This window comes from Phenylobacterium sp. (assembly GCF_030645195.1).
GTDB lineage: Bacteria > Pseudomonadota > Alphaproteobacteria > Caulobacterales > Caulobacteraceae > Phenylobacterium.
Map to the genome: position 1 here is coordinate 1 of NZ_JAUSLW010000110.1, position 24086 is coordinate 24086.

Genomic DNA, 24086 nt, shown 5'->3' on the forward strand with positions numbered 1-24086 from the left:
CCCCTTGGACACACCGGCGCGGGCGGCGATGTCGTCCAGGCGGGCGGCGGCGAACCCCTTCTCTGCGAACACCTCGAAGGCCGCGGCGATGATCTCGTCGGGGCGGTCGGCCTTGCGGCGTCGGAACTTGGGCTGGCCGGCGGGAAGGGTGGGGAGCATCGGCGCTCACTAATAACTGACTGGTCAGTTATCAATATGCCCAGACAGCGGGCATGGCAAGCTTCACCCTGTAGCGCCCAGGCCTCACTGTCCGTGAAAAGACCGATCTGGCGTTGCAGGGGGCTGGCTGCGCCCACGCGAAGGCCTATGAAGCCCGCCCGGGGCGGGGAGCCCCATTCCAATGTTCATGCGCCACCTCATCCTGCTCGCCGCAGCGTGCCTCTGCGGCTGCTCCGCTGTTCCCGCCTCGCCCCCGCATGACGCGCGGGCGCACACGGTCGTGCGCGTGTTGGACGGCGACACCCTGGTGTTGGACGGCGAGGGCGTGCGCCTGGCCAATGTCGACGCCCCGGAACTGCCGCCGGAGGCCCGCTTCTGGGGCGAGGGGGCCCTGGGGGTCCAGGCGGCCGCCAAGGCGCAGGACCTGGTGAGTCACGCCGCCCGCATCGAGCTCGTGCGCGAAGGCCATGACCGCTTCGGCAGGACCCTGGCCCGCGTCACCCTCAATGAGAGTCGCGACCTGGGAGACGCCCTGGTCTTCGCCGGCGTGGCGGCGCGCAAGGGCGAGCGGGCCTGGGATTGGTGCGGCCCGGCCGATTTCCGGCTGGCCGGCGGCCCCGGCTTCGACACCGGCCCGGTGGCCAATCCGCGCTTCATGGCCTGGGTCAGCGCCGAGCAGCTACCGGCCCTGTCGCCGGACGTCGCCAGCCTGATGCTGTCCAACGAGGACGGCGAGCCCCTCAGCCCGTTCTTCTGAGGCCAGGCGCACCCCAGCAGGCGCGCGCCCTTGGCCATTGGGCGCCCCCATGCGACCGTAAGGTGAGCGGGGAGAAACACGTCATGTTCGCCGGAGTGTCCGACAGGGTCACCGCGTCGCGGGAAATCGCGCTCTCCAGGATCGGGATCGGCCTTGCCCAGGGCCTGGCCCTCTACGGCCTCAACGAATGGGACAAGCGCCTGGCCGAGGGGGTCTCCTCGCCTCTGTTCTGCGCGCTCGCCATGTTGGCCCTGTTCCTGCCCGTTGCCCTGCTGGGCGGCTTGGGGAGCTTGCGGACCCGGACCTTGGTGATCTGGGGCTCGGCCGCCGCCCTCGCGGTGGCGGGGTTGGGCGCCTATCACGGCCTGGTGGCGACGCTGGAGACGGGCGACAGGGAGCATTGGCCGGCCCCGCCCCTTGTGATCTTCACCGCCGCGGGCCTGTTCATCGCCCACCACCTTGTCAGCGGCGCCGACATCGCCCGCCGCTGGATCGCCGGCTACGACCACTATTTCGACCAGACCTGGAAAGACGGGGTCCGGCTGGCGCTGGCCGTGCTGTTCGTCGGCGCGCTCTGGCTGTTGCTGTTCCTGGGCGGCGCCCTGTTTGATCTGATCGGCATCAAGTGGGTGGGCGAGACGATCCAGAAGCCCTGGTTCGCCTTCCCGGCCACCACCACTTTCTTCGCCCTCGCCATCCACCTGACCGACGTCCGCGCCAGCTTGGTGCGGGGCGTGCGCTCGGTGGCGCTCACCCTGCTCTCCTGGCTGTCGCCGGTCATGGCCCTGATCGGGACCGGTTTCCTGGCGGCCCTGCCGTTTACGGGGCTGGCGCCCCTCTGGGACACCAAGAGCGCCGCGGCCATCCTGCTGTCGGCGGCCGCGGCGCTGATCATCCTGCTGAACACCGCCTATCAGGAAGGCGAAGACAACGAACATCCTCCCCTGGCGCTCCGGTGGGCGGGACGGGTCACCGGCCTGATAATCGCGCCCCTGGTCGCCATCGCCGCCTACGGCCTGGTGCTTCGCGTCGGCCAGCACGGCCTGACCCCGGCCCGCATCTACGCCATCGCCTGCACCGTCGTGGCCACCTGCTATGCCGCCGGCTACGCCGCCGCTGTGGTCTGGCCCGGGCCCTGGCTCAAGCGCCTGGAGGTGACCAATGTGGTGACCGCCCATGTGGTCGTGGCCGTGCTGCTGGCGCTGTTCTCGCCCCTGGCCAATCCGGCCCGGCTGTCGGTGAACGACCAGGTGGCGCGGCTGGATCGGGGGGCGGTAAGCCCCGAGAAGTTCGACTACCTGTTCCTGCGCTTCGAGGCGGGCAAGCCGGGGATGGACGCGCTCAAGACGCTGGCCGCCCGCAAGACCGGCCCAAACGCCGCGCAGATCGCCAGGCGCGCCACTTCGGCGCTTGCCCGCAAGGACCGCTACGGCGAGGCCACCACCTCAGTGGTGGAGCGCAAGGAACTGGTCCGCGTCGCCGGTGGCGGCGCCTTCCCGGCGGGATTCCTTGAGCAGAAGTGGAAGAGCTTCGAGGACCCCCTTCAGGACTGCGAGACTTGGCGGCTGTGCGACGCCGTGGTGGCCGACCTCGACGGCGACGCCTCGCCCGAGGTGGTGATCTTCGCCATTCGCGACCGCCGGGTCTATCAGGACAAGGGCGTCTGGGTGCGGATCGGGACGCTGTCGGGCGCCTATTGCGCGAAGGATGGCGACGCCCTGAAGGCCGGGCAGTTCGCGGTGAACGCCGATCCCAACGCCCTGGCTGATGTGGTGGTGGCCGGCCGCCGCTTGAGGGTCGTGGCCAACGACGACAAGTGCCCGGATGGGACCGCCGACGTCGCCGTGGTGTCCGAGATCAAGCCCCCGCCGGAGAAGAAATGAGCGACCAGGTCCGCAACCTCGCCTTCCACACCCTCTCCGACGAGTGGGCGACCCTGAATCGGGTGACCTTCGACTATCGCCGCCGCGACGGCGCCTGGGAGACTCAGGTCCGCCAGACCTATGACCGCGGCGACGGGGCGGTGATCCTGCCCCACGATCCCGAACGGGGCACGGTGCTGCTCACCCGCCAGTTCCGCATCCCGGCCTATGTCACCGGCCATCCCGAGCCCCTGATCGAGGCCGCCGCCGGCCTGCTGGACGCCGACGACCCGGAGACCGCCATCAAGCGCGAGGCCGAAGAGGAGCTGGGCTACCGCTTCTCGGAGGTCACCCCGGTCTTCAAGGTCTATATGAGCCCCGGCAGCGTCACCGAGCAGCTCAGCTTCTTCACCGCCCACTATTCCGCCGCCGACAAGGTCGGCGCCGGCGGCGGCCATCCCGAGGAGGGCGAGGACATCGAGGTGCTGGAGGTCACGTTGGGCGAGGCGATGGCCATGGTGAAGGACGGCGTGATCGTCGACGCCAAGACCATCCTGCTGATCCAGCACCTGATGCTGACGGAGCGCGCGCCTAGAACCTCGCGTTGATCCCCACGAAGACCCGACGGCCCAGGATGTCGAAGGCCGAGGGGTCGGTGTTGGAGTTGGAATAGCTGGTGAAGTAGGGCGGGTCCTTGTCTTCCAGGTTGTTGATCCCGGCGCGCAAGGTGACCCGGTCGTCGATCTTCCACGCGCCCGATAGGTCGTAGACATCGTAGCCGGGCGTGTTGACGGCCGTGGGGCTGAAGGTCGGCACGCTGCGGGCGTCGGTCATGGCCGCCATATGCCGCCAGCGCAGGGTGGCCTTCACCGGCCCCACGGTCCAGGAGCCCGACAACACCGACTTCCACTCGGGCAGGGCGCCGCCCGACAGGTCCGCGCCGATGGTCCCGGCAAAGTCGACGAAGGCGGCGTTGGGCCTCGCCTGGCGCCGGAAGCTGTCGAGCCTGGAGACCATCAGGTTGAAGGCGAGCGCCCCGGCGTCCTGCGGCAGGCCGAGGTCGGCGAGGTCGAAACTCCAATCCACCTGGGCGTCGAGACCGGTGGTCTTCACCGAGGCCAGGTTCACCTGGGTCTGGCTCACCCCGGTGATATTGCCCGAGGCCAGGCGGCTGAACTGCTGGCAGTAGAAGTTGGCGTTGGTGAGCGCCGGGTTGGAGCCGTCGGCGTTGAAGCATGAGGAGAGGATGGTCGGGACCCCGATGGTCCCCACCACGTCGGCTGCCTCGATCTTGTAATAGTCCAGGCTGACGCTGAACCGCCGCAGGAAGCGCGCGTCCACGGCAGGCGACCAGACGACCCCGGCGGTGACGCTGTCGGCGGTCTCCTCGGTGAGGTTGGGATTGCCGCCGCCGGTGATCTCCACCTGGGTGGAGGCCTGGTTGAAGCTGTCGATGATCGCCGTGGGCACGCCCTGCGCCAGGCAGAGGGTGCGCACCGCCACGGCGCTGGCGCCGGTGCGGAACGAGGAGCGCACGTCGCAGGGATCGCCCGCCGTGGTTCCGGCGCCGGGCGTGCCGACCCCGGCGAAGCCCAGGGACCGGGGCGAGAACAACTCGGCGATGTTGGGCGCGCGCACCGCCCGCTGGTAGCCGCCGCGCACCAGCAGGCTCGGGACGGGCTTCCAGGTGAGGTCGGCCTTGTAGGCGCTGACCTGGCCGGTGGTGGAATAGTCGGCCACCCGGCCCCCCAGGGTGAGGTCCAGGCTCTCGACCAAAGGCAGGTCGGCCAGGATGGGGACCAGCAGCTCGGCATAGACCTCTTTGGAGGTGATATCCCCGCTGACCGGGACCGCCGGATTGAAGCCGACGATGTCGGGGCCCTGCAGCAGGGCGTCGGGGGCGTAGTCGAAGTCGTCCTTGCGGTACTGGGCGCCGGCCGAGAACTTCAGCGCGCCCGCGGGCAGGTCGACCAGGCTGCCGGTGGCGTAGCCCTCGACGACCGTCTGCTTGATGGTGGTGGAATTGGTGACCTCGCGGGCGATATAGGCCGCGCAGCCGGGGCTGACCTTGCCGGCCCCGAAGATGTTGAAGCCGCCGCAGAGGGCCGCCCCGCCGTCGGCGGCGAAGGTCAGGGTGCGCATGGCCGCCCGGCTTACATTGCCGAACTGGCGCTCGGTGTGGTCCATCTGGCCGTAGCTGGCATAGAGGTCCCATTTCCAGTCTTTGATCAGTAGGGCTCCACGGAGGCCGCCCACCAGCTGAAGGGTCTCATAGGTGTTGTTGGAGAGCCGGCCCCCCACCTCGGTGAAGGCCCGACGCGGATAGAAGTCCGCGGTCGGATTGGCCCGCGAGGCCAGCAGGGTGCGCAGGTCGGTCGGGATGTAGGGGTTGGTCACCGGGACCACGATGTCGGGGCCGGGGAAGGCCCCGTCGCTGGCCGAGGCGGGGCCAAGCTGCCGCGAGACGTCATAGGTGGTGTAGCTGGCCGTCCCATAGGCCTCCACCGCGTCGCTCAGGTCGTAGCGGCCGGTGGCGTAGAGGCTCCAGCGCTCCAGGGGCAGGTTCAGGTAGCGGTAGGCGGCGCTGTTGAAGGTGTAGCTGGTGGCCGAGAAGCCGGGGTCGCGGGCGCCCTTGTAGTTGTTCACCGGGGCGGTGGAGAACAGGGTCCCGTCGGCGTTGAAGCTCAGGCTGGCGCCGCGGGCGACGGTCCCGGGCGCGAAGCCATAGGCGCCGAACACCGCGTTCATCGCCGCCTGGCTGGGCAGGTTGGCCGCGCCGCCGGCGTTCGAGGTCGGGTCGAAGCGGCCGTCGGGGATGGTGGCGGCGCCCGAGGGCGTCAGGCCGGTGGTGAGAATCGAATAGCCCACGGCCGCCCAGTCGCGGTCGGCGGCCAGCAGGCCCTCGCGCTTGTCATAGGTGAGCGCCATCGCGACATTGCCCCGGCCGTCGGCGATGCTGTGGCCCCAGCCGGCGGAGACCGTCGTCTGGCCGGCGTCGTTGCGGCTGGCGGCCCCGAACTGGGCGTCGACCTGGAAGCCCTCGAAATTGCGCTTCAGCTTGAAGTTCACCACGCCTGCGATCGCGTCCGAGCCATAGACCGCCGAGGCGCCCCCGGTGATGGTCTCCACGCTCTCCACCAGGAAGGTCGGGACCGTGTTGAGGTCGACCACGGCGTTCGGATTGCCCGCCACCACCCGGCGCCCGTCGATCAGCACCAGGGTCCGGGTAGGCCCCAGGCCCCGCAGGTTGGCGTAGGCCTGGCCCGGGGTGGTGACGAAGTTGGTGGTGTTGGTCCCGGCCCCGTTCGACGGCGTGAACTGGGGCAGCTGGTTCAAGGTGTTCTCGATCGTCACCATGCCCACGACGGCGATCTGGTCTGCGCCCACCGTGACGATGGGGCTTTCGGAGACATAGTCCTTCCGCGCGATGCGGGTGCCGGTGACCACGATCTCGGAAACCTCCGAGTCGGGCGCCTGCGCCGCCGCCGGGGCGGCTTGGAACGCCAGGAGGCTCGCCAGGGCGCTGGCGCACAGCAGGCCCGATCGCATCGTCGCCATGTGGAATTCCCCTCCCAAACCGAAATCCGAGCCACCCATGCGGGTGATTTGCAGCCCAGGCTAGGGGAAGGGGAAACTCCCCGCCACTGGCGCGGATGGGGCGAAGTTAATGGGCAAGGGGAACTGTCGGAACGCGCCCGCAACGAATCAGGACCGAATCGGCGACTCCGCCCGATTCAGTGTTTGTTCCCTACAAGGTATTGTATCCCAAGGACTTGCGGACACAAGGCGATCGGAGCGAGGTCGGTGTGGGGTTGTGGTAGGAAAGTGTAATGAAGCAGCCCGAAAGGCGGCTCCGCCTTGACGCCGCCGCTTCCCTTCGACTATATCGCCCGCTCTCGCGCGGGTCCGCTCGCCGTCACTCTTTTCTCGCTTAGGTCTTAAGCCATGTCGCGTCGTTGCGAACTCACCGGTATCGGCCCCATGGTCGGCCACAATGTGAGCCACTCGAATATCAAGACGAAGCGCCGCTTCCTGCCGGCCCTGGCGCCCGCCAGCCTGCAGTCGGACGCGCTGGGTCAGACCTTCAAGCTGCGCATCTCCAACGCGGCCCGCCGCACCCTGGACTTCCGCGGCGGCCTGGACGTCTTCCTGGTCAAGGCCAAGGACGAGCAGCTCTCGCCCCGCGCCCTGAAGATCAAGCGCCAGCTGAAGGCCAAGCTGGCCGCGCAAGCGCCGGCCGCCGCCGCCTAGGCGTCGCACTCTTCTAGATTTGGAAAAGGCCGGCGGTGACGCCGGCCTTTTTCGTTTCCACTCCCCCGCTCGTCCCGGCCTTTGCCGGGACGAGCGGGGGATGGGCCTATTTCAGCGTCTCATCGAACAGTGCGATCAGTTCGCGCCAGTGGCGCTCGGCGCCCGCCGGATTGTGCACCGGCATGTCGCTGGGCACCCAGCCGTGCTTGCAGCCTTCCCAGATGGAAACCTCGGCGTCGACGCCGGCCTCGCTCAGGGCGGTCTCCAGCCGCGCCTTCTGGGCGTCGTCGAAGCTGCGGTCCTCGATGGCGCCGGCCACCAGCACCTTGGCCTTGATCTTGGGGGCCAGCAGGTGGGGGCTGCGTTCGTCATCGGTGGCCATATTGCCGCCGTGGAAGGAGGCCGCCGCGGCGATGCGGTCGGGATAGGTGCCGGCCGCCCGCAGGGCGATGGAGCCCCCCATGCAATAGCCGGTCACCCCCACCTTGCCGGGCCTGGCGTCCGGATCGGCCGCGATGAAGTCGAGGCAGGCCTTCACGTCGGTCATCTGGCGTCCGACGCCGGTGCTGGCCCGCAGCTTGCCGAACAGCTCCACCGCCGCCGGATCGCCGGCCCGGGCCGCGACGATATCCACCGGCGGATAGGGCCCGGCGCGCCAGAACAGGTCCGGCAGCAGGACATAGTAGCCGGCGGCGGCCAGGCGCTCGCCCATCTCGAACAGGGCCGGGCGGATGGCCGGGGCGTCCATCGCGATGATGGCGGCGGGCCAGGGGCCGGCGCCGGTGTCAGGCTTGAAGACGAAGGCGCGGCCGTCGCCCTCGGGGGTGGGGAGGGCGACTTCGGTGCGGCTCATAATGGCGCCTCGCGGGAGTGGGATGAGAAAAGGTGGGAGCCGGCTTTCCGCCCGCATCCCGCGCAAATTCAATGTTTCTGCGGCTTCCAGTCGAAGGCCAGCAGCAGGGTCTTCTGGGACTTTGAAAAGTTGTCGTCGGAAATCAGGTAGAAACGGGTCGTGCCGTCCTTGTTGGGGACCGCCGAGACGCCTTCGATATTGTCCACGGTCAGGGGGCGGGCCAAATCGAGGCGGGCCACCTCGCCGGCGGGGCCGAGGATCTTCAGGGTGGTGCGGCTGCCCTGCAGTGGGTCCCAGGCGCGGAACAGCCAGGCGGTGTTACCGCCCGCCAGCCGGTTGACCGCCACCACGCCGAACTCGACCGGCTTCTGCAGGGTCGGGCCCTTCACGCAGGGGCTGCTGACCTTGCAGGTCCAGGTCTCGCCGGAGTCCTCGCCCGCCGTCACATAGGCGTCGGGACCGGCGGCGGGATCGGCGGCCAGGGCCTCCATGCCGCCGTTGGAGGGGAAGGTCGCCACCGGGGCGGGAACCACGCGCGGGACGCCGCCCTTGGCCGGATAGAGCAGGATGCGGTCCAGGGCCTCGAAGCTCACCAGGCGGTCGCCATTGGCCAGCACCGCCAGGCCCTCGGCGTCGGCCTCCTTCTTGCCCTGCAGCGGCTTGCCGTCGGGGCCGGTCAGGACGGTGAGCTTGCCGGGGCCCAGGCCCGCCAGCCGCCCGGCCTTGTCCAGCACCAGCCGGGTCTCCAGCAGGTCGCCCTCGTCGCTGAGGGACAGAAGCTTGCCGTCCGGGGTGATCCGCAGGTCTGACAGGCCGTGCAGGCGCGCGGTCTGGTCGGAGGACAGCACCAGGCCGCCGGCATAGACGAAGTCGCCGACCCGATCCTGGGCCGGGTCCTGGGGATTGAGCGCGACGGGCGTCGCGGTGAGGGTGATCCCGGCGCCGGCGGCCACCGGCGCCTTGGGCAGGGTGGCCGGTTGGGCGCAGGCGGTGAGCGCCGCGAGCGCCGCTCCCAGGATCAGTCGCCTCACGCCACGGCCCTCCGGACTTCCTTGAAGGTGGAGCGGCGCGCCGCCCCGCCCTGCGGGCCTTGGGTGTTGGGCGGCGGCTGCAGCAGCCCGGCGGTCTTGCGGTTGGCCTTGCGCGGCTCCTCCTGGAAGAGCTCGGCCAGTTGCTCGACGATGGCGCCGGCCAGTTGCTCGACATCCACGATGGTCACCGCGCGGCGGTAGTAGCGGGTGACGTCGTGGCCGATGCCGATGGCGATCAGCTGCACCGGGCTCTTGTCCTGGATCTCGGCGATCACCTCGCGCAGGTGGCGTTCCAGATAGTGGCCGGAGTTCACCGACAGGGTCGAGTCGTCCACCGGCGCGCCGTCGGAGATCACCATCAGGATGCGGCGGGCCTCCGAGCGGCCGATCAGCCGCTGGTGGGCCCACATCAGGGCCTCGCCGTCGATATTCTCCTTCAGCAGCCCCTCGCGCATCATCAGACCGAGGTTACGCCGCGCCCGGCGCCAGGGGGCGTCGGCGGACTTGTAGATGATGTGGCGCAGGTCGTTCAGGCGGCCGGGCTGGGCCGGCTTGCCGGCCTTCAGCCAGTCCTCGCGACTTGAGCCGCCCTTCCAGGCCCGGGTGGTGAAGCCGAGGATCTCGGTCTTGACGCCGCAGCGCTCAAGCGTGCGGGCCAGGATGTCGGCGCAGACCGCGGCCACCATGATCGGACGGCCGCGCATGGAGCCGGAATTGTCGATCAGGATGGTGACCACCGTGTCGCGGAACTCGGTGTCTTCCTCTTCCTTGAAGGCCAGAGAGGCGGTGGGGTCGGTGATGACGCGGGTCAGGCGCGCCACGTCCAGCATCCCTTCCTCCAGGTCGAAGGTCCAGGAGCGGTTCTGCTGGGCCATCAGCTTGCGCTGCAGCTTGTTGGCCAGGCGGGAGACCACGCTCGACAGGCTGGCGAGCTGCTGGTCGAGATAGGCCCGCAGCCGGGTCAGCTCCTCGGCGTCGCACAGCTCCTCTGCGGCCACCACCTCGTCATTGGCGGTGGTGAAGACCTTGTAGGTCGGCGTTTTGGCGTCGCCCTTCATGTCCGGGCGGGCCGGCTGCTCGCCCTCGCCCATCTCCGGCTGTTCATCTGAGTCCTCGGCGTTGGGATCGTCCTCGGCCTGCATCATCTGGCTGTCGGCGTCCTCGCTTTCGCTGTGGGTCGCCTCGCTGTCGTCCATCGAGGCCTGTTGCGGGGACTGGCCTTCGCCGTCGCCCTCGCCGCCGTCCTCCGAGGACTCGGCCTCGCCCTCGTCGCCTTCCTCGTCGTCCTGATCGGCCTGGTCGGGGGCGTCGGAGAGGTCGTCCCCCATGGAGAGGTCGCGCAGGATGGTGCGCGCCATCTTGGCGTAGGCCTTCTGGTCGTCGATCTTCTCGATGAGCTTGTCGAGGTCCTCGCCGGCGCGGGCCTCGATCTCGTCGCGGAACATGTCCACCAGCAGCTTGGCGTTCGGCGGCGACTCGACCCCGGTCAGGCGTTCGCGGGCCATCAGGGCGACGATGTCGGCCATGGGCGGATTGGCCTGGGCGTCGACGGGATTGAAGGGGCGCTTGGCCCAGGCCTGCTCGTGCACGACCTTCAGGTTCTCGCGAACCCCGCCGAGCGCATTGGAGCCGATGGCCTCGATGCGCACCTGCTCCAGGGCGTCGTAGAGCGGCGCGCCGAGGGCGGAGCCGGGCCGGGTGCGGGCGTGGACCTGGGCGTCGTGGTGGGAGATGCGCAGGGCCATCTGGTCGGCCAGGCCGCGGATGCGCGCGGCGTCCATCGGCGTCAGGTCGCGGGGCGGGTGCGGCAAGACCGCGCGGTTGCCGCTGAGCAGGGGCCCCTCGCCGGAGTAGACGATCTCAAGGTCAGGCGACTCCGCCAGGGAGCGCGCCGCGTTCGCAAGCGCGCGTTTAAAGGGCTCGAGCGGGCTTTCCGGGTTCTTGGCCATGATCAAACGTCATAGCCTGAGGGGGGGAACCGAGGAAAGTCCTGCTTGGCGGATGGCTCGCGGCGAAGACTTGTCAGCAGCAATCTGTTTACGTCTCCACGCGTCTCTGGGGGCGGGGGCCTGGGCCAGGAGTTCGAGCGGTGACGGCGGTAGCGTGTCTGAGGGTGGCGGTGGACGCGGAGAAGACGGGGCTCAGCCCCGCCGTCCTGGGTCCGTTGGTCGCCAAGTTTTCCGGCATCTACCTGGAGAGCCGCTGGCAGTGGCCCCGCCAGTTCGCGCCCCTGACCCACTATTCCTTCCTGCTGACCGACCCTCGCGCCGACGAGCTGGACGTCCAGGAACTGGCCCGGCTGGGGGAAGAGCTCCAGACCAAGCTGTTCGGTGAGGGGGAGGGCGGCGATGTCCGGCTGCTGCTGTTCGAAGGCACGCCGGAGGCCGTCCAGGCCTTCGCCGCCATGGACGAGGCGGCCGTCGGCCGGGCGCTGCTGGATCCGTCCCTGCTGGCGCCGGGCCGCCTGAGTCGAGTCGAAATCACCGAGGGCGTGGCGCACCGCGCCGAACAGGCCGTCACGACCGCCGGCGCGGTGGTCGGGCCCAACTGGGTCGAACAGCACCTGGCGCGCGGCGCGACCGGAAAGGCAACCGCCGACCAACCCATGCCGCAACTCGAGGGGGTCCAGGGCATCTACTTCACCCTGCGCGGGGTCTTCGTCGGCGACGTGGTGAGCTCGACGCCGGGCGCGGCGAAGACACACTACAGCCTGGTGGAGGGCGACGAGCACATGCCGGCCGACACACAGGCGTTCGACGTCGACTGCGCGGCGGCGGCGGTCCGGCTTCTGTCCGAGCCGGGAGTCCATGCCATGCTCTACCTGCCCGTCTGCTATTCCAATCTCGTCCGCGCCTCGCGACGCACGGCCTATGAAACGATGCTCGCCACCCTGCCGGCGGCCCACAAGGGCCTGCTGGCCGCCGCCGTCTACGACGTCCCCCGAGACCCCGCCTTCTCCGCCCTGGCGACGATCAAGGCCACCCTCTCGCGATATGTCACCAATATCGACCTGCGCACCCAGGACCCCGGATTCGAGATCGAGAAGCTGCCGCCCCAGGCGGTGACCAGCGTCACCTTGGTCCTGCCGCATGGCGACCAGCGGGCGCGGCTGGCGGCCTTGCGGCGGTTCGCAGACCGGCTTCACCTCTATCGCAAGAAGCAGATCTGGGCGGCGGTCACCAACGTGCGTAACCGCCTCGAACTCGACGCCTGCATCGCCGCCCACGTTCCCTTCGTCACCGGGCCGGGCGTCTGCAGGCTGCAGATGGCGCCGGTGGGCGGCCGCATGCAGCCCCCCGAAGCCCTGCCGCTACTGGCCGCCTGATCCGGGCAGGAACGCGACGGCGAGGCCCGCGTTGAGCCAGCAAGACCTTGGATGTCTCTGGCTGGAGTTCGACATGTTGAAATGGGCCCTGATTTTCGCGGTGGTCGCCTTGATCGCCGGTGCCCTCGGTTTCACCGGCATGGCCGGCGCCGCGGCGGGTATCGCCAAGCTGCTCTTCGTCGTCGCCGTGATCGGCTTTGTGCTGTTCCTGGCCTTGGGCGCCTTCGTGGGCAAGAAGATCAGCGGCGGCTGAGCCGCCCCACACCCGAACGGACAAGGGCGCGGAGTCACCTCCGCGCCCTTTTCTGATTCAGGCCGCCGCGGTTGCGCCCGTGGCGGTCTCGGCCTGGGCCATGCCGCAGAGTCTGATTTGCCGAAGCGGGCGTAGCCGATTCGACGCCGACTAGGCGGCCATGACCATGAGTCCGACCGGCCCCTTGCGTCGCCTTCTAGGCCACCCGCACGCGGGCCGTGCTTTCCGGCAGATCCTGACCGAAGGCGCGCTGGAAGAACTCGGCCACCGTGCCGCGCTCCAGCTCGTCGCACTTGTTCAGGAAGGTCATCCGGAAGCCCAGGGCGATGTCGCCGCCGAAGATCTCGGTGTTCTGCGCCCAGGTGATCACGGTGCGCGGGCTCATGACCGTGGAGATGTCCCCGTTCATGAAGGCGTTGCGGGTCATGTCGGCGACGCGGACCATGGCGGCGATCGTCCGCTTACCCTCGGGGTTGTTGTAGTGCGGCGCCTTGGACAGCACGATCTCGGCTTCCACGTCGTGGGCCAGATAGTTCAGCGTGGTGACGATCGACCAGCGGTCCATCTGACCTTGGTTGATCTGCTGGGTGCCGTGATAGAGGCCGGTGGTGTCCCCTAGACCGATGGTGTTGGTGGTCGAGAACAGCCGGAAGAACGGGTTGGGCCGGATCACGCGGTTCTGGTCCAGCAGGGTCAGCTTGCCCTGGGCCTCCAGGATGCGCTGGATCACGAACATCACGTCCGGGCGGCCGGCGTCGTATTCGTCGAACACCAGGGCCACCGGCCGCTGGATCGACCAAGGCAGGATGCCTTCACGGAATTCGGTGACCTGCTTGCCGTCCTTCAGGACGATGGCGTCCTTGCCCACCAGGTCGATGCGGCTGACGTGGCTGTCCAGGTTCACCCGGATCAGCGGCCAGTTGAGGCGCGCGGCCACCTGCTCGATGTGGGTCGACTTGCCCGTGCCGTGATAGCCCTGGACCATCACCCGGCGGTCGAAGGCGAAGCCCGCGCAGATCGCCCGGGTGGTCTCCGGATCGAACTTGTAGGACGGGTCGAGGTCTGGAACATGGCTGTCGCGCTCGCTGAAGGCGGGCACGGTCATGTCCACATCCACGCCGAAGGTTTCACGGACGGAAACCTTCCGGTCCGGGACCAGGGTGAGGAGCTTGTCGTCTTGGTTTTCGGCGAAGGAAGTCATGGTGCGGTTCGATTACAGGCTTACGCGTGCGAAGCAAACGTGTGTTTGATGAAGGTCTGTCCCTGCGACCCATACCGGAATGACGAAGGGAGCGTCCACCCATGTTGCAGCAAGCCGTGCGGCCGTATCGCGCGATTCAGGTCTTCGCCACCGAGTCGGGCTTCGGCGCCGAGATCGTCGGCGTCGACCTGTCGCGCCCGCTTTCCCCAGAGGCCCGCGAGGAAATCCGCACCGCCTGGGCCCGTCATTCGGTGGTCAGCTTCCCCGACCAGCCCCTGAGCCTGGACGAGCTGGAGGCCTTCACCCTGCAGATGGGAAAATTCGGGGTCGATCCGTTCATCGCCCCCATGCCGGGCCACCCCAACGTCCTGGAGCTCCGCCGGGAGCCTGACGAGAAGGCCACGAATTTCGGCGCCGGCTGGCATTCCGACTGGAGTTTCCAGGAAAAGCCCCCCGCCGCCACCCTGCTGCACTCCCAGGTCGTCCCGCCGGTGGGCGGCGACACCCTGTTCGCCGACTGCGCCAGCGCCTACGACGCCCTCTCCCCGGCCATGAAGGCCATGCTGGCGCCGATGAAGGCGATCCATTCGGCCGGCCGCGCCTATGGAACCAAGGGGGTCTTCGCCCGCGAGACCGAGAAGCGGACCATGGCCATCATCGTCTCGGAGGAGGCCGACCAGGCGCTCACCCATCCCCTGGTCCGCACCCACCCGGTCACCGGCCGCAAGGCGCTGTTCGTCAGCCCGGTCTATACGGTGGGCATCGAGGGCTTCGAGGCCAAGGAGGCCCAGGCCATCCTCGGCTTCCTGTTCGCCCACATCACCCAGGACCGGTTCGTCTATCGTCACAAGTGGCGGCCCGGCATGCTGCTGATGTGGGACAACCGCTGCACCGTCCACTTCGCCGAGGGCGGCTATGACGGCCATCTGCGGCTGATGCACAGGACCACAGTGGCGGGCGAAAGGCCGGTCTAGGACCGTATTGCGAGAGCGCCTCGCCGGCGCCATCTTTCGGTTGTCACCGGGGAGGGGGTTCGATGGCGGCGGGACTTGAGGCCGAGATGCTCAAACATCTCACCGAAGCGGCCACGGCGGCGGATATCGACGACGCCACCGGGGCGGCGCTGGGCTGCATCGCCTATCGCGGCCTGTGGGACCTGGTCCCCGCCGGCTGGAACGAGCTGGCCCGCGCCAACGACCATGCCAGCGGCTATGACGGCATCGCCTTCCACCATCCCGCCAGCCGCAGCCTGGTGGTGGCGTCGCGCGGGGTGGACGGCTTTCGCTCCAAGAAGGACTGGCTGGTCTCCGGGGCCATGGCGCTCGGCTTCTACCGCGGTCAGGTTCCCCTGGCGGTGGATCTACTGAGGCGGGCCTGGGACGCCGCGCCGCAGGGCCAGGTCGATCGGCTCTTCCTGGCGGGTCATTCCCTGGGGGGCGGCATGGCCGACGCCCTCTGCGGCCTGGGACGCTCGGCCCTCGCGCCGCAGGGCTTCGGCGACCGCCCGATCTCGGGCCTGGGCATCGCCTCGGCCGGGTTCAGCCACGCCGCCCGGGCCTACGCCGCCCAGGCGGGCCTGACCGTCAACGAGGCCGATGGCGATGCGATCAGGCATTTCATCCGCAAGGAGGACGCCGTGCCCCACCACCCGGGCCGCGCCATCTTCGGCCGGGATAACCTCATCGCCTCGGTCTACACCGGCAGCTTCGGGCAGTCGGGCAAGTGGCCCCAGGCCATGTACAGCTGGGTGGCCGACTGGCTCGACAATCACCAGCAGCTGCTGCACTTCAAGTTCCTGACCGAACCGGACAGCCGCCACGTTTGGCGCAACGCGGCCGGCGCCTACGACCCGCGCGACGGCGGGCGGCCGGCCTGGAAGAAGCCGCGACAGATGCGGCCCGACGACTTCTAGCTAGGCCATCTTGGCCTTGCGAAGCTGCTGGTAGGCCTTGATGACCCGCTGCAGCTTGTGCTCGGCCGAGCGGTCGCCGCCGTTGGAATCCGGGTGGGTGCGCTTCACCAGCTCGATATAGCGGGCGCGGATCGCCGGGCCGTCGGCGTTCTCGTCCAGGTCCAGGTCGGCCAGGGCGTTGCGCTCCAGCTTGCCCAGACGCCGGCGCTCGGGCGCGTTGGCGGCCCGCGGATTGCCATTGCCGCTGCCGAACAGGTTGAAGGGGTCGCGATAGCCCTTGCCCTGGCCAAAGCCCTGGGCCGCGGCGGCGGCCTCGCGGGAGAATCGGCCAGCCTTGAAGTCCCAGGTCGGGCGGTCGCCCTGGGCGCTCTGGGCCTGACGCTGCTTGATCTCGCCCTCGCTCATGCCGGCGAAGAAGTTCCAGTTGCGGTTATATTCCGCCGCATGGGGCTGGCAGAACCAGTAGTGCTCGTTGAGCATGTCCCGGGACTTGGGCGCGCGCGCGCTGCCCGCCAACCGGCATCCCGGATGGTCGCAAGCCCGTTCCCCGGGCTTGAGCGCATAGACGTCGTCGGCCTGCGCGGCCTCCCCAGGGGTCGGCGGGCGCACCCGGATATCGACGAACTTAGGCTTGTATTGAAACGCGCCGGCCATGACCCAAGTATGAAGCGGTCTGAGACCCTTTCAAGAATTGAAGATAATCCAAATGGGCGCCATATTTGAGGCCATCCAACATAAGCTCACCGAAGCGTTCTCCCCCAGCCGCCTGGAAATCGAAGACGATTCCGCCCGCCATGCCGGGCATGCGGGGGCCAGCGCCTCGGGCGAGAGCCATTTTAACGTCGTCATTCAAGCCCAGGCCTTCGAGGGCGCCCCCAAGGTGGCGCGTCAGCGGATGGTCTACCGGACATTGGCCGAGGAGCTGGCAGGTCCCCTGCATGCGCTCTCGGTGAAGGCCCTCGCACCGGGCGAGGACTGACTCTAACTTTCGAAATGGCGCCGCCGGCCAAGGCGGCCCCGCGCTGGGGAGGCGTGTTTGAAGACGACCATCACCGTAAACGGGCAGGCGAGGGCGCTCGACCTTGATCCCCGGACCAGTCTGCTCGACGCCCTGCGCGAGCATCTCAACCTCAAGGGCTCCAAGAAGGGCTGCGACCACGGCCAGTGCGGCGCCTGCACCGTCCTGGTGAATGGGGAGCGCATCAATGCCTGCCTCAGCCTGGCGGTCATGCACGACGGCCATGAGGTCACCACCATCGAGGGCATCGGCGGTGAAGCCAACCTGCACCCGATGCAGCAGGCCTTCCTGGAGCAGGACGCCTTCCAGTGCGGCTACTGCACACCGGGCCAGATCTGCTCGGCCGTGGGCATGCTGAAGGAGGCCGCGGACAACTGGCCCAGCCAGGCCACCGAGGACCTCGGGGCCGCCATCGCCCTCACCGACGCCGAGATCCGCGAGCGGATGAGCGGGAACATCTGCCGCTGCTCGGCCTATCCCCAGATCATCGCGGCGATCCGCGACGTGGCTGGAGAGGTCGCATGAGACCCTTCACCTACGAGCGCGCCACCGACCTGGCCGCCGCGGTGAAGGCCGTGGCGGAAAACCCGGGCGCCCGGTTCCTGGCCGGCGGCACCAACCTGCTGGACCTGATGAAGCTCGACATCGAGCAGCCGACCCATCTGGTGGACGTCAACCGTCTGCCGCTGTCGGCCATCGAGGACACCGTCGAGGGCGGCCTGCGCATCGGCGCCATGGTCACCAACAGCCACCTGGCCGCCGACGCCCGGGTCCGCGCGCGCTATTCGGTCCTGACCCAGTCCATCGTCTCCGGCGGCTCGGGCCAGCTTCGAAACAAGGCCACCACCGGCGGCAATCTGCTGCAGCGGACCCGCTGCGCCTATTTCTACGACACCTCCAAGCCCTGCAATAAGCGCCATCCCGGCTCAGGCTGCAGCGCGCTGGAGGGCCTGAACCGCAACAGCGCTATCTTCGGCGCCAGCGAGGCCTGCATCGCCACCCACCCCTCGGACATGGCCGTGGCCCTGACCGCCCTGGACGCCCAGGTGGAGACGGTGACGCCGCAGGGGGCCACGCGGACCCTGGCGGTGGCCGACCTGCACCGCCTGCCCGGCGACACCCCGCACATCGAGACCAACCTGGCGCCCGGCGAACTGATCGCCGCGGTGATCCTGCCCCCGGCCGCGGCGGGCGGGCAGGTCTACCAAAAGGCCCGCGACCGGGCCTCCTACGCGGGCGGCCTGGCCAGCGTCGCGGTGGTGGGGACCAAGGTCGCCTTCGGCGCCGTGGCCCACAAGCCCTGGCGGGCGGAGAAGGCCGAGGCGGCGCTCGCCGCCGGCGCCAGCGCGGTCGAGGCCGCCCACGCCGAACTGGCGGGCGCGCGGGACAATGGCAAGAACGGCTTCAAGATCGCCCTGGTGGCCCGCATGACGGTGGCGGCCCTGGACGAGGCCAAGCAAGGGAGAGGCGCATGAGCTCGGTCAAGGATTGGGCGGCCCCGAACCCCGTCACGGAAAACCGCAGCGGCATCATCGGCAAGGGCGTCGACCGCTACGAAGGCAAACTGAAGGTCACCGGCACGGCGGCCTACGCCTATGAGGTCGAGCCGCCCTCGCCGCCGGCCTATGGCTACCTGCTGCCGGCCACCATCGCGCGGGGCCGCATCACCGCCATCGACACCGCCGCCGCCGAGGCCTCCCCCGGCGTCCAGATCGTCTGGACCCACCTGAATGTCCCGAAACAGGCGCGCCGCGGCGAACGGGCCAATCCCCGCAGCCAGCGGGCGTCGAACCCGGCCCTGGCCGGCGATCGGGTCGAGTTCTTTGGCCAGCCGGTGGCCTTCGTGGCCGCCGACACCTGGGAGAATGCGCGCGCCGCCACCCACCTGATCCAGGTGGACTACGCCGTGGAGCCGGCGGTGCTGGACTTCCGCGCCAGCCTGGCCTCGGCCGAAATGCCCCACGGCGAGGAGGACGTCCGCATCGGCGATTTCGACGGCGCCTACGCCAAGGCCCCGGTGCAGATCGACGAGACCTATTTCAGCCCGATCCAGAACCACGTGCAGATGGAGCCCTGCGCCACCACCGCCTGGTGGGACGGCGACAAGGTCACGGTCCACACCTCGATCCAGATGGTGAAGGGCGGCCAGCACGCCCTGGCCGAGACTCTGGCCATCCCCTCGGACCGGGTCCACCTGCTGACCCGCTATATCGGCGGCGGTTTCGGCGGCAAGGGCCAGTCCTATGACGACCTGACGCTGGCGGCCCTGGGCGCCCAGGCGCTCGGGCGGCCGGTGAAGGTCGCCTACACCCGCCAGCAGATGTTCCAGGCCACCATCCACCGCCCGGCGGTCAGCATGCGCGTGCGGCTGGGGGCCGAGCCCGACGGCCGGCTGAACGCGTTCGCCGTCGAGGCGGTCACCCACTGCGCCCGCAACGCCCCCTTCGTGGAGCACGCGGCCAACTTCTCCCGCAACCTCTACGCCGCCCCCAACCGTCTCACCGGCCACCGGCTGGTGAAGATGGACATCCCGGCCGCCGGACCCATGCGGGCGCCGGGGGAGGCCTCGGGCATGCTCAGCCTGGAATGCGCCATGGACGAGCTGGCCGAGAAGCTCGGCATCGACCCCATCGAGCTGCGCCTGCGCAACGAGCCGGACGTCGACCCGGAAACCGGCAAGCCCTTCTCGATCCGGCAGCTGGTGCAGTGCCTCAACACCGGCGCCCAGCGCTTCGGCTGGGAGCGCCGCAACCCCAGGCCTGGCCAGGTCCGCGACGGCCGCTGGCTGGTGGGCATGGGCATGGCCTGCGCCATCCGCGGCAACTTCCTGCTGCCGGCCAAGGCGGGCGTGCGGATCGACGCCGACGGCACGGTCACCCTGCGCCAGGGCATGACCGACATCGGCACCGGCACCTACACCATCCTGGCCCAGATCACCGCCGAGACCATGGGGGTGACGATGGAGCAGGTGAAGATCGAGCTGGGGGATTCCGACTTCCCGCCGGCCCCCGGCTCCGGCGGCCAGTTCGGGGCGGCCACCGCCGGTTCGGCGGCCTTCGAGGCCAATATGAACTTGCGCAAGGCCTTGGCGGAGCTCGCCATCGGCGATCCCAACTCGCCGCTCTATGGCGGCGATCCGACCTACGTCACCTTCGGCAACGGCAATATCGCCATCGAGAACCGTTCCGAGAGCCTGGGCGCCCTGGTGGCCCGGGCCGCGCCGGAGGGGGTCTATGTGGAGGGCTCCATCACGCCCGCCGCCGACGCCCGCGACTATTCCCAGCACACCTATGGCGCCCACTTCGCCGAGGTTGGGGTGGACACGGTCACCGGCGAGGTGCGCATGCGCAAGATGTTCGGAGTCTTCGCCGCCGGTCGCATCCTCAACGCCAAGACCGCCAGGAGCCAGGTCACCGGCGGCATGATCTGGGGCGTCGGCACGGCGCTCACCGAGGGCAATGTGGTGGACCCCCGCTACGGCTCCTTCATCAACCAGGACATGGCCGGCTACCTGGTGCCCACCCACGCCGACATCGTCGACCTGGACGCCATCTTCCTGGCCGAGGCCGACGACAAGGCCAACCCCATGGGGATCAAGGGGGTGGGAGAGCTGGGCATCTGCGGCGCCGGGGCGGCGGTGGCCAACGCCATCTACAACGCCTGCGGGGTCCGCCTGCGCGACTATCCGATGACCCCGGACAAGGTGCTGGAAGGTCTGATGGCGAAGGGGCTTTAGAGACCCTCAGCCTTGGCGGTCACCTGTTTCGATTGAGATAGGTGATCGCCAGGCCGGCGGCGCAGCCCAGGAACAGGATGCCCGCGATCACCCGGATCGCGTCGATCAGGAAGCCGGCGATCGCCGCGGCCACCATGACGGCGAGGAAGACGCCGGCCCACTTCGCCATGGCGGTCTAGCCGACCTTGGCGCGCAGTTCGCCCAGGATGCGGGCCAGGTCGCTCTCGCGGAAGGGTTTCTGCAGGACCGGCGAGCCCTTGTCGACGTCGCGCAGGCCGGCGTCGCCATAGCCGGTGGCGAAGGCGAAGGGCGCGCCCTTGGCCCGCAGAATGTCCGCCAGCGGAAAGATCGGCTGCCCCCCCAGGTTCACGTCCAGGACCGCGCAGTCGATCTGGGTGGATTCGGCCAGCGCGATGGCCTCGTCGAGGCGCGCGGCGGGACCGATCACCACGCAGCCGAGGTCCGACAGCATGTCCTCGATCAGCATCGAGACCATCATCTCGTCCTCGACCACGAGAACCCGCAGACCCGCCAGATCGGTCACAGCGCTCATTGGGAGATCTCCAGCAGGTTCACCGACGTCACCATACCGCAGGACAGGTCCGGGCCACGATAATCAACTCTGGCCTGGCCATCCGTCCAGTGTCGTTCATGGTCAAGCTGGCTCCCCGCCCGCATTCCGCCTAACGCCAGAACAGCCCGGCCTTCGGTTCGGTTCCATGGCGCGACAATTCCCGCGCGAGCCGGAGTCACGCCTCCAGCGGGGCGTTGTGATCCAGGGGCGCGGAGATGCGCAGGGTGGTGATTTGGTTGCGGACCCTTTTCACCACCTGGAACCGGTGGCGGTGGAAGATGAAGGTCTGGCCGATCTTGGGGATGGTCTGGGCCTCGTGGATCACCAGGCCGGCCACGGTCACCGCGTCGTCGTCGGGCAGGTCCCAGTCCATGGCGCGGTTGAGGTCGCGGATGGTCACCGAGCCGTCCACCACCACCGCGCCGTCGGCCTGGCGCCGGACGCCGTGGATGGCGCTGTCGTGCTCGTCGTCGATCTCGCCGACGATCTCCTCCAGGATGTCCTCCAGGGTCACCAGACCCTGCAGGGCGCCGTACTCGTCCACCACCAGGGCGAAGTGGCTCTGGCGTTTCAGGAAGGCGTTGAGCTGGTCCTTGAGGTTGGTGGTCTCGGGGATGAACCAGGGGTCGCGGATGATCTCGGAGACCTTGAGGTCGTCCATCCGGCCGCCGGAGTCGGCGATCGCCTGCAGCAGGTCCTTGGCGTGCAGCACGCCGACGATGTTCTCGGCGTCGTCCCGATAGAGCGGCACCCGGGTGTGGGCGCTGGCCAGCATGGCGGTCACCAGTTCGGCCGGCGGCAGGTCGGCGTCGATCATCGAGATCGACATGCGGTGGACCATCACCTCGCTGACGTCCATGTGGGAGAGGTCCAGCACGCCCCCCAGCATGCGGCGGTCGCGCTCCTCCACCAGGCCCTCGGAGTGGTGGTACTCCACCGCCCCGCGGATCTCCTCGTGGGCGGCCAGGACGTCGATGTCCATGGACAGCTTGATGCCGAAGGGCCGCAGGGTCTGGCGCACCACCCACTGGGCGCCGTTGGCCAGGGGCCCGAAGATGCGCACCACCCAATAGGTCGGGATCGACAGGGCCCGGGCCACGTCGTCGGCTCGCGCGATGGCCAGGGACTTGGGCAGGATCTCGCTGAAGATCACGATCAGGACGGTCATCACCCCGGTGGCGATCAGGGCGCCCAGCGCGCCGGGGAAGGCGGCCGACAGCGCCAGGGTGGTCAGGGCCGAGGCGCCGATGTTGATGACATTGTTGGAGAGCAGGATGGCCCCGATCATCTTTTCCTGATCGGCCATCATCACGTTGATGCGGCGGGCGGCGCGGTCGCCCTCGCGCTCCAGCTGGTGCATCCGGCCGCGGCTGGCCGCCGTCATCGAGGTCTCCGCCGCCGAGATCAGGCCCGACAGGCTGAGCAGGGCGATCAGGATGGGGGCGAGACCTGCGATGATCGCCAGCACGCTCACGGCTTGGCTCCTTCCGAGATGAGGAATTCACGCACGGCCTGGGCGCTGACGTCCTTGGCCACGAAGGTGTCGCCGAGCGCGCGCGCCAGGATGAAGGTCAGCTTGCCGCCGTCGGCCTTCTTGTCCTGGCCCATGTGGCGGACCAGGGCCTCGGCGGCGAAGGGCGCAGGCGTCACGGCGTCCATGCGGGTGGGCAGGCCGGCCGCGGCGATGGCGGCCTCGGCGCGGACCGCGTCCTGGGCCGAGCACAGCCCCTGGGCGGCGGAGAAGCGGAAGGCGATGGCCGAACCCGCCGCGACAGCCTCACCGTGCAGCAGGGCCGCGCCATAGCCGGTCTCGGCCTCTAGGGCGTGGCCGAAGGTGTGGCCGAGATTGAGCAGGGCCCGGCGGCCCGCCTCCTTCTCGTCCTCGATGACGATCTCCGCCTTCATCTCCACCGAACGCGCGACGGCGTGGGCCAGCGCCTCGGGCTCGCGCGCCAGGACGGCGGCGGCGTTGGCCTCCAGCCACTCGAAGAAGGCGAAGTCCCCCAGCAGGCCGTACTTGATGACCTCGGCGTAGCCCGCCCGCATCTCGCGGTCGCTGAGGGTGGAGAGCACGTCCAGGTCGGCCAGGACCAGGCGCGGCTGGTGGAAGGCGCCCACCAGATTCTTGCCGCGCGGGGTGTCGATGGCGGTCTTGCCCCCCACCGAGGAGTCCACCTGGGCCAGCAGGGTGGTGGGGATTTGCACGAAGTCGATACCGCGCTTGTAGATGGCCGCGGCGAAGCCCGCGAGGTCCCCCACCACCCCGCCGCCGAAGGCCACGATCAGGTCGCCCCGATCCAGCTCCAGGGCCAGCAGGCGGTCGGAGAGGTCGGCCAGGCCCTCGAAGCTCTTGGTCTGCTCGCCCGGCGGCACCACGATGGCCGGGCAGGCGATGCCGGCGGCCTCCAGGGAGGCGGTCAGGCGCGCGCCATGCAGGCGCCAGACGATCTCGTCGCTGACCACCGCCACCCGCCTGTTCTTCAGGAAGGGGGCGATGCGCGCCCCGGCCTCGTCCAGCAGACCCCGGCCGATCACGACCTCGTAGGACCGCTCGGCGAGACCCACGGGGACGATGCGGGGGGTCATGACGAGGGTTCCTCGGACTTCGACTGCACATAGGCCGACAGGGCCTGGATCACCTGGTCCACCGTCACGTGGTGGGCGGCGTCGCCGGTCTCCACCATGACGTCGGCCTGGGCGTAGATGGGATAGCGCTCGGCGGCCTGGTCCTGCAGCACGCTCAGGGGGTCGCGGCCGGTGATCAGCGGGCGGTTGTCCTTTCGCGACACCCGGCGGGCGAGCACCTCCAGGTCGGCCTTCAGCCAGACTGAGATGGAGCGGGCCTTGATGAGGGCGCGGGTCTCGGGGTTCATGAAGGCCCCTCCGCCGGTGGCCAGGACGTGGGGCGGCTCGTCCAGCAGGCGGGCGATCACCCGCCGCTCGCCTTCGCGGAAGGCGGGCTCCCCCAGGTCGGCGAAGATGTCGGGGATGGAGCGGCCGGCGGCGGCCTCCACCTCGGCGTCGGCGTCACGGAACGGCAGTTCCAGAGCGTTGGCCAAGCGGCGGCCCACGCTGGATTTGCCGACCCCCATCAGGCCGACGAGGGTGATGGTGCGGGCGCGTAGCGGTTTGTAACGGTCCATGAACGGCGCAG

The 24086-nt window shown here is 69.2% G+C and carries 24 protein-coding genes; 12 read left to right on the forward strand and 12 right to left on the reverse strand.

Translation table 11 applies throughout. From position 1 onward, the window contains the following. A partial coding sequence (locus tag Q7T09_RS09525) for a TetR/AcrR family transcriptional regulator (RefSeq protein ID WP_304699410.1) occupies positions 1–159 on the reverse strand: 159 nt, incomplete at its 3' end. Between the two features lie 181 nt (positions 160–340). Here Q7T09_RS09525 and Q7T09_RS09530 point away from each other — a divergent pair. From Q7T09_RS09530 to Q7T09_RS09540, 3 genes are all read left to right on the forward strand, one after another. Continuing rightward, positions 341–916: a thermonuclease family protein gene (locus tag Q7T09_RS09530; RefSeq protein ID WP_304699369.1), complete on the forward strand. Its 576-nt coding sequence runs from the start codon at positions 341–343 to the stop codon at positions 914–916. Between the two features lie 83 nt (positions 917–999). After that, positions 1000–2799, forward strand: coding sequence for a DUF4153 domain-containing protein (locus Q7T09_RS09535; RefSeq protein ID WP_304699370.1), 1800 nt, complete (start codon positions 1000–1002; stop codon positions 2797–2799). Then, positions 2796–3386 carry an NUDIX domain-containing protein gene (locus Q7T09_RS09540; protein WP_304699371.1) on the forward strand — a complete coding sequence of 197 codons (591 nt, stop codon included), beginning with the start codon at positions 2796–2798 and terminating at the stop codon, positions 3384–3386. The genes Q7T09_RS09535 and Q7T09_RS09540 overlap by 4 nt, the downstream gene beginning before the upstream one ends. On the opposite strand, the gene Q7T09_RS09545 is transcribed toward Q7T09_RS09540, so the two are convergent. Then, a complete protein-coding gene (locus Q7T09_RS09545) occupies positions 3370–6336 on the reverse strand; it encodes a TonB-dependent receptor domain-containing protein (RefSeq protein ID WP_304699372.1) in 2967 nt (988 codons plus the stop codon). The two genes, Q7T09_RS09540 and Q7T09_RS09545, sit on opposite strands and share 17 nt — an antisense overlap. 387 nt (positions 6337–6723) lie before the next feature. Here Q7T09_RS09545 and rpmB point away from each other — a divergent pair, with 387 nt between their 5' ends. Further along, entirely contained in the window at positions 6724–7029 is a 306-nt protein-coding gene (gene rpmB, locus Q7T09_RS09550) for a 50S ribosomal protein L28 (RefSeq protein ID WP_304699373.1), read from the forward strand. Between the two features lie 106 nt (positions 7030–7135). Here rpmB and Q7T09_RS09555 read toward each other — a convergent pair whose 3' ends face one another. The 3 genes from Q7T09_RS09555 to cobT all read right to left on the reverse strand — a co-directional run bounded on the left by Q7T09_RS09555 (position 7136) and on the right by cobT (position 10862). Then, positions 7136–7882: a dienelactone hydrolase family protein gene (locus Q7T09_RS09555; RefSeq protein WP_304699374.1), complete on the reverse strand. Its 747-nt coding sequence runs from the start codon at positions 7880–7882 to the stop codon at positions 7136–7138. 68 nt (positions 7883–7950) lie between these two features. Beyond that, a complete protein-coding gene (locus Q7T09_RS09560; RefSeq protein WP_304699375.1) occupies positions 7951–8913 on the reverse strand; it encodes an esterase-like activity of phytase family protein in 963 nt (320 codons plus the stop codon). Beyond that, on the reverse strand, positions 8910–10862 hold the full coding sequence (gene cobT / locus Q7T09_RS09565; RefSeq protein ID WP_304699376.1) for a cobaltochelatase subunit CobT: 1953 nt from the start codon (positions 10860–10862) through the stop codon (positions 8910–8912). The genes Q7T09_RS09560 and cobT overlap by 4 nt, the downstream gene beginning before the upstream one ends. A gap of 140 nt (positions 10863–11002) precedes the next feature. Here cobT and Q7T09_RS09570 point away from each other — a divergent pair, with 140 nt between their 5' ends. Then, on the forward strand, positions 11003–12238 hold the full coding sequence (locus Q7T09_RS09570) for a hypothetical protein (protein WP_304699377.1): 1236 nt from the start codon (positions 11003–11005) through the stop codon (positions 12236–12238). 73 nt (positions 12239–12311) lie between these two features. Further along, entirely contained in the window at positions 12312–12491 is a 180-nt protein-coding gene (locus Q7T09_RS09575; RefSeq protein ID WP_304699411.1) for a DUF1328 domain-containing protein, read from the forward strand. A 196-nt stretch (positions 12492–12687) separates the two neighbouring features. Here Q7T09_RS09575 and cobS read toward each other — a convergent pair whose 3' ends face one another. Continuing rightward, positions 12688–13692, reverse strand: a complete 1005-nt coding sequence (gene cobS, locus Q7T09_RS09580) for a cobaltochelatase subunit CobS (protein WP_304699378.1) — start codon at positions 13690–13692, stop codon at positions 12688–12690. Between the two features lie 101 nt (positions 13693–13793). Here cobS and Q7T09_RS09585 point away from each other — a divergent pair, with 101 nt between their 5' ends. Then, on the forward strand, positions 13794–14666 hold the full coding sequence (locus Q7T09_RS09585) for a TauD/TfdA family dioxygenase (protein WP_304699379.1): 873 nt from the start codon (positions 13794–13796) through the stop codon (positions 14664–14666). Positions 14667–14728: 62 nt separating this feature from the next. Continuing rightward, complete coding sequence (locus Q7T09_RS09590; RefSeq protein WP_304699380.1) at positions 14729–15604, forward strand: hypothetical protein; 876 nt, start codon at positions 14729–14731, stop codon at positions 15602–15604. Here Q7T09_RS09590 and Q7T09_RS09595 read toward each other — a convergent pair whose 3' ends face one another. Then, the gene (locus Q7T09_RS09595; RefSeq protein WP_304699381.1) at positions 15605–16258 is read right to left on the reverse strand and encodes a J domain-containing protein; all 654 of its coding nucleotides are present in this window, start codon (positions 16256–16258) and stop codon (positions 15605–15607) included. Positions 16259–16310: 52 nt separating this feature from the next. Here Q7T09_RS09595 and Q7T09_RS09600 point away from each other — a divergent pair, with 52 nt between their 5' ends. From Q7T09_RS09600 to Q7T09_RS09615, 4 genes are read left to right on the forward strand one after another with little or no spacing between them, the layout of a single operon-like run. After that, complete coding sequence (locus Q7T09_RS09600) at positions 16311–16583, forward strand: BolA family transcriptional regulator (RefSeq protein ID WP_304699382.1); 273 nt, start codon at positions 16311–16313, stop codon at positions 16581–16583. A gap of 57 nt (positions 16584–16640) precedes the next feature. Next, positions 16641–17147 (forward strand): 2Fe-2S iron-sulfur cluster-binding protein, encoded by a 507-nt coding sequence (locus tag Q7T09_RS09605; RefSeq protein ID WP_304699383.1) that lies wholly within the window; start codon positions 16641–16643, stop codon positions 17145–17147. Continuing rightward, a complete protein-coding gene (locus tag Q7T09_RS09610; RefSeq protein ID WP_304699384.1) occupies positions 17144–18097 on the forward strand; it encodes a xanthine dehydrogenase family protein subunit M in 954 nt (317 codons plus the stop codon). The genes Q7T09_RS09605 and Q7T09_RS09610 overlap by 4 nt, the downstream gene beginning before the upstream one ends. Continuing rightward, positions 18094–20358, forward strand: a complete 2265-nt coding sequence (locus Q7T09_RS09615) for a xanthine dehydrogenase family protein molybdopterin-binding subunit (protein WP_304699385.1) — start codon at positions 18094–18096, stop codon at positions 20356–20358. The genes Q7T09_RS09610 and Q7T09_RS09615 overlap by 4 nt, the downstream gene beginning before the upstream one ends. 19 nt (positions 20359–20377) lie before the next feature. Here the strand turns inward: Q7T09_RS09615 and Q7T09_RS09620 are convergent, their stop codons facing one another. The 5 genes from Q7T09_RS09620 to Q7T09_RS09640 form a co-directional block, all read right to left on the reverse strand. Beyond that, complete coding sequence (locus Q7T09_RS09620; protein ID WP_304699386.1) at positions 20378–20527, reverse strand: hypothetical protein; 150 nt, start codon at positions 20525–20527, stop codon at positions 20378–20380. Positions 20528–20533: 6 nt separating this feature from the next. After that, the gene (locus Q7T09_RS09625; RefSeq protein ID WP_370689225.1) at positions 20534–20911 is read right to left on the reverse strand and encodes a response regulator; all 378 of its coding nucleotides are present in this window, start codon (positions 20909–20911) and stop codon (positions 20534–20536) included. Between the two features lie 196 nt (positions 20912–21107). Further along, positions 21108–22400, reverse strand: a complete 1293-nt coding sequence (locus Q7T09_RS09630) for an HlyC/CorC family transporter (protein ID WP_304699413.1) — start codon at positions 22398–22400, stop codon at positions 21108–21110. Between the two features lie 2 nt (positions 22401–22402). Then, the gene (gene aroB / locus Q7T09_RS09635) at positions 22403–23518 is read right to left on the reverse strand and encodes a 3-dehydroquinate synthase (protein ID WP_304699387.1); all 1116 of its coding nucleotides are present in this window, start codon (positions 23516–23518) and stop codon (positions 22403–22405) included. Continuing rightward, complete coding sequence (locus Q7T09_RS09640; RefSeq protein WP_304699388.1) at positions 23515–24075, reverse strand: shikimate kinase; 561 nt, start codon at positions 24073–24075, stop codon at positions 23515–23517. The genes aroB and Q7T09_RS09640 overlap by 4 nt, the downstream gene beginning before the upstream one ends. Positions 24076–24086: the final 11 nt, after the last annotated feature.